The following is a 14,553-nucleotide window of genomic DNA, read 5'->3' as shown; positions in this document are numbered from 1 at the left end:
CCAGGTGATGACACGGGCCGTCCAGAATCCGGACGGCCGTGTCGCTGCGAGCGGCTCGGCGGACTGTTCAGTGGCCGGTCTGTCCGCCGTTGTCCCGGCGGTCGAGGGCGCGCTGGAGGGCGGCGGCGGCGTTCTTGCGGTCGGACTCGCTGGTGCTGGGCACGTGGCGGACGCGGCGGCGGACGGTCGTCTCGGCCATGGAAATCGACTCCTCGGACATGAAGGGAGTACGGAGCTGAGGGGGTGTTCGAGACGCCGGAAGAGGCGGGGAGCGCTGGCCGCAGGGGTTGCCTGCACGGGGCCCGGCTCACGACCGCCATTCGCTGGATCGAGCGAGACGTTCGGCTCCTTCCAAGCTAAGGGAGCCGCCCGCGTCTGTCTGCACCATTACTCGGACTTCCTACTATCTGAGACGGCGAACCCTCGCGCACCCCTCTGAGCTGGTCTTACGCGCCTTCGCGCCGATGACCGCCGGGGTCGCGCACGTCACTCCGACCCGGCTCGTCCGGCCGCGCGGCCGAGGACGCCTTCGTGTCCGGCGCGCCGGTCGGCGTCGGCACGGCGGCCGGCCGCTTCGCGGGCTCTTCGGCGCGGCCGCCCGATCGGCGGCGCGGTCACCCCGGGGAAGGCCGGGCTCCTGACGGAGAGGGTGGGTGACGACGCCGCGTTCGACCACCGCGACCGGCCGGCCGCCGGCGGCCTCCTCAGGCATCGACGTCTGCGTTGGACGACGTCGGCGGCGGGCGACTCCGGGCCGCCGCCGGTGCGCCCCGCGCGCGGTCCCGGGGGGTGCGGGCCGGTGCGGGCCGGCACCGTCAGCCGGTGCGACACGCCCGACGCGCCCCCTCGTCCTCGACCGCACCGCCGTGGGGGAGAACCGCACGCGCGGACCCGGGCACGGCCGCCCAGCGGCCGCGGGGAAGTGGAAACGGGCCGGGAAGCCTGTTCGGGGGGTCAGGCTTCCCGGCCCGTGGCTCGGGTCAGGCTGGAGGTCAGCCCATGTGCGGGTACGTGTAGTCGGTCGGGGCGACCAGGGCCTCCTTGATGGCGCGGGTCAGCGTCCAGCGCAGGAGGTTCTGGGGGGCACCGGCCTTGTCGTTGGTGCCGGAGGCGCGGCCGCCGCCGAAGGGCTGCTGGCCGACCACGGCGCCGGTCGACTTGTCGTTGATGTAGAAGTTGCCCGCGGCGAAGCGGAGCTTCTCCATCGTGTAGGCCGCCGCCGCACGGTCGTTGGAGATGACCGAGCCGGTGAGCGCGTAGTCCGAGACCGACTCCATCTGGGTCAGCATCTCGTCGTACTTGTCGTCCTCGTAGACGTGGACGGCGAGGATCGGGCCGAAGTACTCGGTCGTGAAGACCTCGTTCTCCGGGTCGGAGCACTCGATGACGGTCGGGCGGACGAAGTAGCCGACCGAGTCGTCGTACGTGCCGCCCGCGACGATCGTGCAGGTCGGGTCGGCCTGGGCACGGTCGATCGCGGCCTTGTTCTTGGCGAAGGCACGCTCGTCGATGACGGCGCCGATGAAGTTGGACAGGTCCGTCACGTCGCCCATGGTGAGGTGGTCGACCTCGGCGGCGAACTCCTCCTTGAAGCCCGAGTTCCAGATGGAGGCCGGGATGTAGGCACGGGAGGTGGCGCTGCACTTCTGGCCCTGGTACTCGAAGGCACCGCGGGTCAGGGCGGTCTTCAGCACGGCGCGGTCGGCGCTCGGGTGGGCGACGACGAAGTCCTTGCCGCCGGTCTCGCCGACCAGACGCGGGTAGGAGCGGTACTTCTCGATGTTGTTGCCGACCGTCTTCCACAGGTACTGGAAGGTCTTGGTCGAGCCGGTGAAGTGGATGCCCGCGAGGTCGCGGTGCTCCAGGGCGACCTTGGAGACCTCGATGCCGTCGCCGGTGACGAGGTTGATGACGCCCTTGGGCAGACCGGCCTCCTCCAGCAGCCGCATGAGCAGAACGGCGGCGTGCGTCTGGGTCGGGGACGGCTTCCAGACCACCACGTTGCCCATCAGGGCCGGGGCGGTGGGCAGGTTCGCCGCGATCGCCGAGAAGTTGAACGGCGTGATCGCGTAGACGAAGCCCTCCAGCGGGCGGTGGTCCAGCCGGTTCCACACGCCCGGGGAGTTCGCCGGGGGCTGCTCGGCGAGGATCTGGCGGGCGTAGTGCACGTTGAAGCGCCAGAAGTCGACCAGCTCGCACGGGCTGTCGATCTCCGCCTGCTGGGCCGTCTTGGACTGGCCGAGCATGGTGGAGGCGGCGATCGTCTCGCGCCACGGGCCGGCCAGCAGCTCGGCGGCGCGCAGGATGATCGCGGCGCGGTCGTCGAAGGACATCGCGCGCCAGGCCGGGGCGGCGGCCAGGGCCGCGTCGATGGCGTCCCGGGCGTCCTGCTGGGTGGCGTGGCGGCCGGTGCCGAGGACGGCCTTGTGGTTGTGCGGCTGCACGACCTCGAACGGCTCGCCGCCGCCCAGCCGCTTCTCGCCGCCGATGGTCATCGGCAGCTCGACCGGGTTCTCGGCCAGCTCCTTGAGCTTGGCCTCCAGGCGGGCACGCTCGGGCGAGCCGGGGGCGTAGCCGTGCACCGGCTCGTTGACGGGGGTGGGGACCTGGGTCACAGCGTCCATGAGATCCGAACTCCTTGTACGTGAGCGGGTGTTGGGGCTCAGCCCTTGCTGACCATGCTGCGGAGGAAGAAGCGCAGGTTCGCCGGCTTCTCCGCCAGACGACGCATGAAGTAGCCGTACCAGTCCGTGCCGTACGCCGTGTAGACGCGCATGCGGTGGCCCTCGGCGGCCAGCCGCAGGTGCTCGTCGCCGCGGATGCCGTACAGCATCTGGAACTCGTACTCGTCGAGCTTACGGCCGGCCTTGTGGGCGAGCTCCTGGGCGATGGAGATCAGGCGCGGGTCGTGGGACCCGATCATCGGGTAGCCCTCGCCCTCCATCAGCGTCTTCAGGACGCGCACGTAGGCCTTGTCGATCTCGTGCTTCTGCTGGTAGGCGACCTCGGCGGGCTCCTTGTAGGCGCCCTTGACCAGACGGACCCGGCTGCCGGCCTCGGCGAGCCGCTTGGCGTCGGCCTCGGTGCGGAAGAGGTACGCCTGGATGACGCAGCCGGTCCCCGGGAAGTCCTTCCGCAGCTCCTCGTGGATGGCGAACATCGAGTCGAGGGTGGTGTGGTCCTCGGCGTCCAGCGTGACGGTCGTACCGATGGCGGCGGCGGCCTCGACGACCGGGCGGACGTTGGCGAGCGCCAGCTCATGGCCGTTCTCGAGCGCCTGGCCGAACATCGACAGCTTCACGGACATCTCGACCTTCTCGCCGAGCTCCAGCTCCTTGAGGTGGTCGATCAGCGCGAGGTAGGCGTCGCGGGCGATGGTGGCCTGCTCGGGGGTGGTGATGTCCTCGCCGACGACGTCCATCGTCAGCTGGAGGCCCTTGCCCGTCAGGTCCTTGATGATCGGGACGATGTCGTCCACCGTCTCACCCGGGATGAAGCGGTCGACGACCTGCTTGGTCACCGGGGCCGCCGAGATCAGGCGTCGCATCCGGTCGCTGCGCGACGCGGCGAGAATCACGGGACCCAGCACGGGGCACCTCCACAGACAAGCACCAAAAGGCCTGTACCCGACGTTTCGGGTACGGCACGGAGAACCACCGTGAAACCTACGGACCGCTTTGATCGTCGGCCATCGACAGCTGTCACGCATCCGTGCCCGGGATCTCAGACATCTGTATGAAAGTGGCCGGAAAATGGGGGAGAATGCCCGGGTGGCGGCGGATTACAAGGGTGACTACCAGGAACTGGTGGACGAGATCTCGGAGCTGCTGGGCGCCCCCGCGACGCTCGAGAACCGCGACTTCGAGCTGCTCGCCTTCGGCGCGTACGACAGCGACGACGAGCTGGACGCCTCCGCGCTGGACCCGGTGCGCACCCGCTCGATCCTGACCCGGCGTTCCACGGCGGGCGTGCGCGCCTGGTTCGAGGGCTTCGGCATCACCCGCGCGACCGGCCCGGTCCGCATCCCGCCGAGCCCCGAGGCCGGCGTCTACCGCGGCCGGATCTGCCTCCCCGTGCGCCACCGGGGCGTCGTCCTCGGCTACGTCTGGCTCCTGGAGGGCGACCCCGGCCCGACGGACGCCCAGTTGACCGCGGCCATGCAGGTGGCCGGCCGGATCGGCGCCCTCCTCGCGGACGAGGCGGAGGCCGGGGCGGGCCTGAGCCGCGAGCTGCGGGCGGTCCTCACGGCGGAGGGCGGCTGGCAGCAGGACATGGCGGTGGCCGACCTGCGCACGGCACTCGGCCCGCGCGCGGACGGCCCCCACACGCTGGTGTGTGTCGCCCCCTGGCCCTCCCCCGACCCGGACGACGCGCCCTCCGCACGCTCCGTTCCCCATGCGGCGGCCCTGTGCACGATCCCCTGGGGCGTGGCGGGTCAGAGCCTCGCGGTGCTGGTCCGGCTCCGCTCGACGACGGCGGGGGCGCCGGCGTTGGCGGCGGCGGGGAGGGTGCTGGAGGAGGCGGAGGGGATGCGGGGCGGCGGCCCGCGATCGGCAGCACGTCCGGGCGCGGGTGGCGGTACGAAGGGCACGGCGCCGGGGCCGGTGGGGCGCGGGGCCGGGGCCGTGGTGGCGGCGGCGGTCGCTGCCGGGGTCGCCGGAGCGGGCGGGTTCGCCCGTGGTCCCGGGGCCGCCGGACCCGCCGCCGGGGTCGGCGAACCCCGCAGCGGACTGGCCGAGCTGGGCGCGGTGTGGCAGGAGGCGCGCGCGGCGGCGCGGGCGGCACTGGCCGAACCCCGCCTCGGTCCGGTCGCCGAGTGGCGCGGCATCGGCCCCTACCGCCTGCTGACCGCGCTCCCGCCGGAGTCCGCGCAGGACCCGGCCGCCGGCCCCCTGCTCTCCCCCGCCCACCGCGAGTTGGCCCGCACCGCCGAGGTCTACCTCGACTGCGCCGGCCAGGCGGGGCGCGCGGCCTCGGAGCTGGGCATCCACCGCCAGACCCTCTACTACCGCCTCAACCGCGTGGAGCAGCTGACGGGCCTCGACCTGGACGACGGGGAGGACCGGCTGCTGCTGCACATGGAGTTGAAGAGGGCGCGGCTGTAGCGGGATCCACGCGCGGGATCCACGCGCGGGAGCCCCATGGCGGTGATCCGGTACGGCGGCGCCGGTGTCCGGCACGCCTGCGCCGTCCGGGCACGGCCGGGAACGGACCGCCGGGGCCCCGTTCCGGGTCGGGTGCCCACGGCCCGCCGCGTGGTGCCGAACCCGCGTCGCGGTGAAGTGCCCGCCGACCGGGGCATCCTGCGCGCCGTGGCCTGTGAGCACCGGATTCCGGTTCTCGGCCCCGGCCGGTTGTCCTGCGTCGGCGTGCACCCGGACGTCCCGGGGCCCGGCACCGTCCGGATCGGTGATGCGGTGGCCCTGAGCGGGGTGGAGGACGCCGGACGGGCCGAGGGAGATCCTCGGCCCGTCCGGTGTTCGAGCTCTGTCAGACCAGGTTCACCGAGCGCGCCGACGCCGCGCCGATTTCCGAGGCGACCTCGGCCAGGACGTTCGGGGTCACCGTGTCGTCCACCGTCAGGACGGCCAGGGCCTCGCCGCCGACCGTCGCACGGGCGACCTGCATGCCGGCGATGTTGAGGCCGGCCTCGCCGAGGATGCGGCCGACGGTGCCGACGACGCCGGGGCGGTCCTCGTAGCGCAGGACGAGCATGTGGTCGGCGAGGGCGAGGTCGACGTCGTACTCACCGACCGCGACGATCTTCTGGACGTGCTTGGGGCCGGCCAGGGTGCCGGAGACCGAGATCTCCTCGCCGGTGCCGAGCGTGCCGCGCACGGTCACGACGTTGCGGTGCTCGGTGGCCTCGGAGCTGGTGGTGAGGCGGACCTCGACGCCACGCTCCTGGGCGAACAGCGGCGCGTTGACGTACGACACCGTCTCGTCGACGACGTCCTCGAACACGCCCTTGAGCGCGGAGAGTTCGAGCACCTTGACGTCGTGCTGGGTGATCTCGCCGTAGACCTCGACGTCCAGGCGCACCGCCACCTCGCCGGCGAGCGCGGTGAAGATGCGGCCGAGGCGCTCGGCGAGCGGCAGGCCCGGCTTGACGTCCTCGGCGATGACGCCACCCTGCACGTTCACCGCGTCGGGGACCAGCTCGCCGGCGAGGGCGAGGCGGACCGACCTGGCGACCGCGATGCCCGCCTTCTCCTGGGCCTCGTCGGTGGAGGCGCCCAGGTGCGGGGTGCACACGACCTGGTCCAGCTCGAAGAGCGGGGAGTCGGTGCACGGCTCCTTGGCGTACACATCGAGGCCGGCGCCGGCGACGCGGCCCTCCTTCAGCGCCGCGTACAGCGCCGCCTCGTCCACGATGCCGCCGCGCGCGGCGTTGACGATGCGCACGCTCGGCTTGACCTTGCGCAGCGCCTCGTCACCGATGAGGCCGAGGGTCTCGGGGGTCTTCGGCAGGTGGACGGTGATGAAGTCGGAGACCTCGAGCAGCTCGTCCAGGGAAAGGACCTTCACGCCCATCTGGGCGGCGCGCGCCGGCTGCACGTACGGGTCGTACGCGACGACCTTCATGCCGAAGGCGGACATGCGCTGCGCGACCAGGGCGCCGATGCGGCCGAGGCCGACGACGCCGAGGGTCTTCTCGGCGAGCTCGACGCCCGTGTACTTGCTGCGCTTCCACTCGCCGTTCTTCAGCGCGGCGTTCGCCTGCGGGATGTTGCGGGCGGTGGACAGCAGCAGGCCGCAGGCCAGCTCGGCCGCGGTCACGATGTTCGAGGTCGGGGCGTTGACGACCATCACGCCGGCCTTGGTGGCGGCGGAGACGTCCACGTTGTCCAGGCCGACGCCCGCGCGGGCGACGACCTTGAGCTTCTTGGCCGCGGCGACGGCCTCGGCGTCGACCTTGGTGGCCGAACGGATCAGGATCGCGTCGACGTCGGCGATGGCCGGAAGCAGCTCCGCCCGGTCGGCTCCGTTGCAGTGCCGGATCTCGAAGTCCGGGCCGAGGGCGTCGACGGTCGCGGGCGAAAGCTCTTCGGCGATGAGTACGACGGGTTTCGAGCTCACGTGGGTCCTCACAAGTCCAATGCGGACGGCCGTCCCGACGGCCGCTGGCGGAGGGGTGCTAGCCGCGTGGAAGACGCACGACGCTGTGGGCCTGACGCGTTTGTTGTGCAGCAGTCTAGTGGCGCCGCGGTCGTCGTTTTGCGCCGCTGCGGAAGTATCACCCGGACGTGGAACTCCATTTTGTAGCCCTTCCCGGGTGCATGGCGAACGGGGGCCGGAGCAGCATGCCCCGGCCCCCTGACGTGAGGCTTACGCCTCCTCGTTCACCCAGCTCATCAGCCGGCGCAGCTGCTTGCCGGTGGTCTCCAGCAGGTGCTCGGAGTCCTGCTTCTTGTACTCGTTGTACTTCTTCAGGCCGCCGTGGTACTCGTCCATCCAGTTCTTGGCGAAGGTGCCGTCCTGGATCTCGGCGAGGACCTTCTTCATCTCGGCCTTGGTGGCGTCGGTGATGATGCGCGGACCGGTGACGTAGTCGCCCCACTCGGCGGTCTCCGAGATGGACCAGCGCATCTTCTCCAGGCCGCCCTCGTACATGAGGTCCACGATCAGCTTCAGCTCGTGCAGGCACTCGAAGTACGCGATCTCCGGCTGGTAGCCGGCCTCGGTCAGGGTCTCGAAGCCCGCCTTGACCAGGGCGGCCGTGCCACCGCACAGGACGGCCTGCTCGCCGAAGAGGTCGGTCTCGGTCTCCTCGGTGAAGGTGGTCTTGATGACGCCGGCGCGGGTGCCGCCGATGCCCTTCGCGTACGACAGGGCCAGCGCGAAGGCGTTGCCGGAGGCGTCCTGCTCGACGGCGGCGATGCAGGGCACGCCGCGCCCCTCCTCGTACTGGCGGCGCACCAGGTGGCCCGGACCCTTGGGGGCGACCATGCAGACGTCCACGCCGGCCGGGGGCTTGATCAGGCCGAAGCGGATGTTGAAGCCGTGGCCGAAGAACAGCGCGTCGCCGTCCTTCAGGTGGGCGGCGATGGACTCCTCGTAGACCTGGGCCTGGATCGGGTCCGGGACGAGGATCATGATGACGTCGGCCTCGGCCGCGGCTTCCGCGGGGGTGACGACACGCAGGCCCTCCTCCTCGGCCTTGACCTTGGACTTCGAGCCCTCGTGCAGACCGACACGCACGTCGACACCGGAGTCGCGCAGCGACAGGGCGTGCGCGTGACCCTGGCTGCCGTAGCCGATGACCGCGACCTTGCGGTTCTGGATGATGGACAGGTCGGCGTCAGCGTCGTAGAACAGCTCGGCCACTTTGGGTTCTCTCCCTATGTGTGCAGGTGGTGCGTCCCACCGTATGCCGGTGAGCGGTGAGGAAGTTCGGGGGTCTCGGCATACGGGCGGCGGATGATCGCCGGCCGCCCGTACGCGTCCGTGGTGGGTGTTACGCCGATCGGTCCAGAGCGCGCAGCGAGCGGTCCGTGATCGAACGGGCGCCGCGACCGATCGCGATGGTGCCGGACTGGACCAGCTCCTTGATGCCGAACGGCTCCAGCATCTTGAGCATGGCGGACAGCTTCTCGCCGGAGCCGGTGGCCTCGACGGTCACGGCCTCCGGGGAGACGTCCACGGTCTTGGCGCGGAACAGCTGGACGATCTCCACGATCTGGGAACGCGTCTCGTTGTCCGCGCGGACCTTCACCAGAACGAGTTCGCGCTGAACCGCCTGGGTGGGCTCCAGCTCGACGATCTTCAGCACGTTGACGAGCTTGTTGAGCTGCTTGGTCACCTGCTCCAGCGGCAGTTCCTCGACGCCGACCACGATGGTGATGCGGGAGATGTCGGGGTGTTCGGTGACGCCCACCGCGAGCGAGTCGATGTTGAAGCCGCGGCGGGAGAACAGGGCGGCGATCCGGGCGAGGATGCCCGGCGTGTTCTCCACCAGGACGGAGAGCGTGTGCTTGGACATGGTCTTTTTACGTCTCTCTCGCTCAGTCGTCTTCGTTGTCGCCGAAGTCGGGGCGGACGTCCCGGGCGGCCATGATCTCGTCGTTCGAGGTGCCGGCGGCGACCATCGGCCACACCATGGCGTCCTGGTGGACGATGAAGTCCACGACCACCGGACGGTCGTTGATGGAGTTGGCCTCCTCGATGACCTTGTCCAGGTCCTCGGGGCGCTCGCAGCGCAGGCCCACGCAGCCCATCGCCTCGGCCAGCTTCACGAAGTCCGGCACCCGCGTGCCCCGGGCGTCGGGGTTGACGTCGTCGGGACCGCTGTGCAGGACGGTGTTGGAGTAACGCTGGTTGTAGAACAGAGTCTGCCACTGGCGGACCATCCCGAGCGCGCCGTTGTTGATGACGGCGACCTTGATCGGGATGTTGTTCAGGGCGCAGGTGGTCAGTTCCTGGTTGGTCATCTGGAAGCAGCCGTCGCCGTCGATCGCCCAGACCGTCCGGTCGGGCCGGCCGGCCTTGGCGCCCATGGCGGCCGGGACCGAGTAGCCCATGGTTCCGGCGCCACCGGAGTTCAGCCAGGTGGCGGGGCGGTCGTACTGGATGAAGTGCGCGGCCCACATCTGGTGCTGGCCGACGCCCGCCGCGAAGATGGTGCCCTCGGGGGCGAGCTGCCCGATGCGCTCGATGACGCCCTGCGGGGACAGCGAGCCGTTCTCCGGCCGGTCGTAGCCGAGCGGGTAGGTCTCGCGCCACCGGTTGAGGTCGCTCCACCAGGCGCTGTAGTCGCCCCGGTGGCCCTCGCTGTGCTCCTTCTGCACGGCCTGGACCAGGTCGGCGATGACCTCGCGGGCGTCGCCCACGATCGGCACGTCGGCCTCGCGGTTCTTGCCGATCTCGGCCGGGTCGATGTCGGCGTGGACGATCTTGGCGTACGGCGCGAAGCTGTCCAGCTTGCCGGTGACGCGGTCGTCGAAGCGGGCTCCGAGGGCGACGATCAGGTCGGCCTTCTGCAGCGCGGTGACGGCGGTGACCGCACCGTGCATGCCCGGCATTCCCACGTGCAGCGGGTGGCTGTCGGGGAACGCGCCGAGCGCCATCAGGGTGGTGGTGACGGGCGCTCCGGTGAGTTCGGCGAGGACCTTCAGCTCGGCGGTGGCCCCGGCCTTCAGGACGCCGCCGCCGACGTAGAGGACGGGCCGCTTGGCGGCGGTGATCAGCTTGGCGGCCTCGCGGATCTGCTTGGCGTGCGGCTTGGTGACCGGGCGGTAGCCGGGCAGGTCCATGACCGGCGGCCAGGAGAAGGTGGTCCTCGCCTGGAGGGCGTCCTTGGCGATGTCGACCAGGACCGGGCCCGGACGCCCGGTGGAGGCGATGTGGAAGGCCTGCGCGATGATCCGCGGGATGTCCTCGGCCTTGGTCACCAGGAAGTTGTGCTTGGTGATCGGCATGGTGATGCCGACGATGTCCGCCTCCTGGAAGGCGTCCGTGCCGATCGCCTTGGACGACACCTGGCCGGTGATCGCGACCATCGGCACCGAGTCCATGTGGGCGTCGGCGATCGGGGTGACCAGGTTGGTGGCGCCCGGTCCGCTGGTCGCCATGCAGACGCCGACCTTGCCGGTGGCCTGGGCGTACCCCTCGGCCGCGTGGCCGGCGCCCTGCTCGTGGCGCACCAGGACGTGGCGCACCCGGGTGGAGTCCATCAGCGGGTCGTACGCCGGCAGGATCGCGCCGCCGGGAATGCCGAATACCGTGTCAGCGCCGACCTCCTCGAGGGAGCGAATGAGGGACTGCGCGCCCGTGACGTGCTCGACGGGGGCGGAGTGCTGTCCTCCGGATCGGGGCCGGGGCTGCGGGTGATGGGCCCCGGTGGCCTGCTCGGTCATCGGCTTCTCTTCTCGATGCTGAGGGTTTTTGCGAGGTTCGGGCGGAGTTCGGGTGTCGCACGAGGGTCACTCGTGCAACAAAAAACCCCTCGTGCCGTAAGGCAAGCGAGGGGAGCGCGCCGGTGAGGGTCGCTGGGGATTCCGGATCGCGTTCCGGTGGGTCCCAGCTCAGCCGACGCGCTGTCCAAGTACGAGAATTCGGGTGCGCATGGCACTGACCCTCCCCCCGGGGCGCACCACGTGTCAAGTGGGTGGGACGGGCGTCTCAGAATGTGAACGAAGGGCACTGCCGCCTCCGAGAACAGCGGGTACTCCTCCGGTGTACACCCCCGCGGCGCCCCTTCACGCCCACATGGCCCTGCGAGTCTCTCGCCCGGCCCGCGAAGGCCGGTTCGGCGGACGCGTGCGCGCCGGTCGGCGTGTGCGCTCCGGCCTGCACGTGCGGTCCGGCGTGTACGTGCGGTCCGGTCGATGTGTGCGGCACCGCGCACGCCCCGGCCCCGAGGGCCCGGCGCAGCCGGTACTCGTCCAGCGGGCCGGAGAAGGCCGCACCGGTGCCATGGGTGCAGCCCATCGCGCGCAGCGCCACCGCCTGCTCGGGCAGGTCCACGCCCTCCGCGACGGACTGGAGCCCGAGATCGCCGGCGATCCGCAGCAGACCACTGGTGATCTTGTGCAGCCGCGCGGAGTCGGCCACGCCCTCGACCAGGCCCCGGTCGAGCTTGAGGATGTCCACGGGCAGTCTTCTCAGCGCCGTGATCGCCGCGTGGCCGCTGCCGAACCCGTCCAGCGCGATGCGCACCCCGAGCCGGCTCAGCGCGGTCAGCCTCCGCTCCAGCTCGTCCAGGCCGAGCCCGGGATCGGTGTCGGCCAGCTCGATGACCAGCGCCCCGGGCGGCAGCCCGAACCGGGTCAGCAGCGCCTCCACCGAGCCGGGCGGCAGCGAGCGGTCCAGCAGCCGCCGGGCGCTCATCCGCACCGCCACCGGTACGACGAGCCCGGCGGCCGCCCGCTCGGCGGCCTGCGCCACGGATTCCTGGAGGATCCAGCGGTCCAGCTCGGCCGTCTTGTCACCGTCCTCGGCCACCCGCAGGAACTCGGCCGGGGTGAACAGCACCCCCTGCGAGGAGCGCCAGCGGGCCTGCGCCGAGACCGCCGTGATCCGGCCGTCGTCCAGGCACACCACGGGCTGGTGCAGCAGCGCGAACTCCCCGTCGTGCAGCGCGGCACGCAGCCGGGTGGCCAGCTCCGCCCTGCGCACGACGTCCTGCTGCATCTGCGGCCGGTACAGCTCGACGCGGCCCTTTCCGGCCGATTTCGCGCGGTACATCGCGAGGTCGGCATTGCGCAGCAACTCCCCCGCGCCGAGGCCGGCTTCGGCGAAGGCGACGCCGATGGAGGCGTTGACCCGGACGTCGTTGCCGTCGATCGCGTACGGCTGGGAGAGGGTCATCCTGAGGCGGTCGGCGAGCTCCAGGATGTCGCGCTCCCGGGCGGCGCGGTCATGGGTGCCGTCCCCGACGATCAGGGCCGCGAACTCGTCGCCGCCCAGCCGGGAGGCGGTGTCGCCCTGGCGGACCGCGTCCTGGAGTCTTCGGGCCGCCTGGACGAGGAGTTCGTCGCCGGCCTGGTGCCCGATGGTGTCGTTGACGGCCTTGAAGCCGTCGAGGTCGATGAAGAGCACCGCGGTGCCGCGCAGCGCGGCGCCCCGGTCGGTGGCCCGGCGGCCGGACAGCGCCTGCTGGGCGCGCCGGGTGAACAGCGCGCGGTTGGGCAGGTCGGTCAGCGGGTCGTGCTCCGCGTTGTGCTGCAACTGCGCCTGGAGCCGCACGCGTTCGGTCACGTCCCGGCTGTTGAAGATCAGGCCGCCGTGGTGGCGGTTGACCGTGGACTCGACGTTCAGCCATCCGCCGTCGCCGGAGCGGAAGCGGCACTCGATGCGGGTGGTGGGCTCGGCCTGCGGGCTCGCCGCGAGGAAGCGGCGCACCTCGTGCACCACCCCGCCCAGGTCCTCGGGGTGGATGAGGCCGGCCAGCTCGGTGCCGACCAGGTCCTCGGCGGGGCGGCCGTAGACCCCGGCGGCGGCCGGGGAGACGTAGCGCAGGATGCCGTTGGGCGCGGCGATCATGATGACGTCGCTGGAGCCCTGCACCAGGGAGCGGAAGTGGTTCTCCTTCTGCGCCAGTTCCTGGGTGAGGGTGATGTTGTCCAGCAGCATGATGCCCTGGCGGATCACGAGGGCGAGCACGACGCAGCCCGCGGTGATCAGCACCACGTGGTCGGGCCTGCGGCCGTTGAGGACGTTGTACAGGATGCCGAGGGTGCACACGGCGGCGGCGAGGTACGGGGTGAGCGCCGCGAGCGAGCCGGTGGTCGGGCGGCCGGCGGGGTAGCGGGCGTGGTCGGCACCGGGGTGGTGGACCGGCTCGGCGCCCGGGTGGGGGCCGGGCCCGGCGGCCGGGAACAGGCCGGGCCCGGCGTCCGGGTGGCGGCTCGGCTCGGGGACCGCGGCCGAGCCGTGCTCGGCGCCCGCGTACGCGCCGCACTCGCCGTCGGTGTCCCGGCTGTGCTCGGCGGACGGGCCGGGCGCGGGCTGGGGCGACCGGGGGCCCGCGGCGCGGGGTGCGGGCACCCGCTCGGCCGCGGGGGCGTGCCCGTCCGCCGGCCGCGGCCGGGGCGCGCCGCCGTGCCGGGGCGTGGCCCAGGGGGCGTAGGCGAGCAGCAGCGAGCCGGCGAACCAGCCCGCGTCCAGCAGCTGCCCCGAGCGGTAGCTGCTGTGCAGCAGCGGGGAGGTGAACAGCGCGTCGCACATCACGGTCAGGGCGAGCGCGCCGATCGCCGTGTTCACGGCGGTGCGGTTGCCCGGGGCACGCCGGAAGTGCAGGGCGAGGACCATGCTGACCAGGGCGATGTCCAGCAGCGGATACGCCAGCGACAGCGCGGTGTGCGCCACGCTCGGCCCGTCGAACCGGGCGGCCTGGGCGAGCGCGAGGCTCCACGACAGGGTGAGCAGGGAGCCGCCGATCAGCCAGGCGTCCAGGCCCAGGCAGATCCAGCCCGCCCTGGTCACCGGACGACTGGCGAGCACCAGCAGGCCCACGATCGCGGGCGGCGCGAAGCACAGGAAGAACAGATCGGCGTACGACGGGCTGGGCACGGGCCGGCCGAGGACGACCTCGTACCAGCCCCAGACCGCGTTGCCCAGGGCCGCCATGGTCGAGGACAGGCCGAACAGCAGCCACGCGGGCCGGTAGCGCACCCGGGGTCCGCGGGCGTACAGGAAGCAGGAGACGGCGGCGACGCCAGCCGCGGCACTGAGCCCGAAGTCGCCCATGACCAGCGCGAGTTCGTCCGTGCCCCAGTCGAACGCGGCGCCGACGGCGTACGCCGCGCAGACGAGGGCGAGGACGAGCTGTTCGGAGGCGCGGGTGCGCCTGACGCGGATCCGCCCGCGCGCCGGCGGGTCCTGGTGCGGGTGCGGTGCGCGCACCGCTTCGGCGGTGGTGGTCACCGGGGTGGGCGCGTTCACCGGGGCCTCCCGGAAAGCGAGGCGCCCGCGTCCCGCCGGTCCCGGTGCGCCGGGTGCGCGTGCCTGCGGTGGCCGGCCGGCCGGCGCGGCGGGTGGGTGTGGTGGCCGGTGTGGTGTCCGCGTCTGCGCGCCGCGGTGCGCCAGGGCCGCCGTCGGCGGCTCCACCGC

Annotated in this window: 9 protein-coding genes; 1 reads left to right on the top strand and 8 read right to left on the bottom strand. The window is 71.9% G+C overall.

From position 1 onward, the window contains the following. Nucleotides 1-67: 67 nt before the first annotated feature. The 3 genes from QSK45_RS23750 to QSK45_RS23740 all read right to left on the bottom strand — a co-directional run bounded on the left by QSK45_RS23750 (nucleotide 68) and on the right by QSK45_RS23740 (nucleotide 3,589). Nucleotides 68-199 (bottom strand): hypothetical protein, encoded by a 132-nt coding sequence (locus QSK45_RS23750; protein WP_285560097.1) that lies wholly within the window; start codon nucleotides 197-199, stop codon nucleotides 68-70. Between the two features lie 793 nt (nucleotides 200-992). After that, nucleotides 993-2,624 (bottom strand): L-glutamate gamma-semialdehyde dehydrogenase, encoded by a 1,632-nt coding sequence (pruA, locus tag QSK45_RS23745; protein ID WP_285560095.1) that lies wholly within the window; start codon nucleotides 2,622-2,624, stop codon nucleotides 993-995. Between the two features lie 38 nt (nucleotides 2,625-2,662). Beyond that, nucleotides 2,663-3,589: a proline dehydrogenase family protein gene (locus tag QSK45_RS23740; protein ID WP_285560093.1), complete on the bottom strand. Its 927-nt coding sequence runs from the start codon at nucleotides 3,587-3,589 to the stop codon at nucleotides 2,663-2,665. A 163-nt stretch (nucleotides 3,590-3,752) separates the two neighbouring features. On the opposite strand from QSK45_RS23740, the gene QSK45_RS23735 reads away from it, so the two are divergent. Then, the gene (locus QSK45_RS23735) at nucleotides 3,753-5,105 is read left to right on the top strand and encodes a PucR family transcriptional regulator (RefSeq protein WP_285560091.1); all 1,353 of its coding nucleotides are present in this window, start codon (nucleotides 3,753-3,755) and stop codon (nucleotides 5,103-5,105) included. A gap of 385 nt (nucleotides 5,106-5,490) precedes the next feature. On the opposite strand, the gene serA is transcribed toward QSK45_RS23735, so the two are convergent. The 5 genes from serA to QSK45_RS23710 form a co-directional block, all read right to left on the bottom strand. Continuing rightward, nucleotides 5,491-7,080: a phosphoglycerate dehydrogenase gene (gene serA, locus QSK45_RS23730; RefSeq protein ID WP_285560089.1), complete on the bottom strand. Its 1,590-nt coding sequence runs from the start codon at nucleotides 7,078-7,080 to the stop codon at nucleotides 5,491-5,493. A 249-nt stretch (nucleotides 7,081-7,329) separates the two neighbouring features. Next, nucleotides 7,330-8,328, bottom strand: coding sequence for a ketol-acid reductoisomerase (gene ilvC / locus QSK45_RS23725; protein ID WP_285560087.1), 999 nt, complete (start codon nucleotides 8,326-8,328; stop codon nucleotides 7,330-7,332). A gap of 130 nt (nucleotides 8,329-8,458) precedes the next feature. Then, nucleotides 8,459-8,983, bottom strand: a complete 525-nt coding sequence (gene ilvN, locus QSK45_RS23720) for an acetolactate synthase small subunit (RefSeq protein WP_285560083.1) — start codon at nucleotides 8,981-8,983, stop codon at nucleotides 8,459-8,461. A 22-nt stretch (nucleotides 8,984-9,005) separates the two neighbouring features. Then, nucleotides 9,006-10,856: an acetolactate synthase large subunit gene (locus QSK45_RS23715; RefSeq protein WP_285560081.1), complete on the bottom strand. Its 1,851-nt coding sequence runs from the start codon at nucleotides 10,854-10,856 to the stop codon at nucleotides 9,006-9,008. A gap of 265 nt (nucleotides 10,857-11,121) precedes the next feature. Continuing rightward, on the bottom strand, nucleotides 11,122-14,385 hold the full coding sequence (locus QSK45_RS23710; protein WP_285560079.1) for a putative bifunctional diguanylate cyclase/phosphodiesterase: 3,264 nt from the start codon (nucleotides 14,383-14,385) through the stop codon (nucleotides 11,122-11,124). Nucleotides 14,386-14,553 lie beyond the last annotated feature (168 nt).

This window comes from Streptomyces hygroscopicus subsp. hygroscopicus, assembly GCF_030269125.1.
In the GTDB taxonomy this organism is placed as follows: domain Bacteria; phylum Actinomycetota; class Actinomycetes; order Streptomycetales; family Streptomycetaceae; genus Streptomyces; species Streptomyces hygroscopicus_C.
This window is presented reverse-complemented; position numbering and strand designations above follow the sequence as displayed.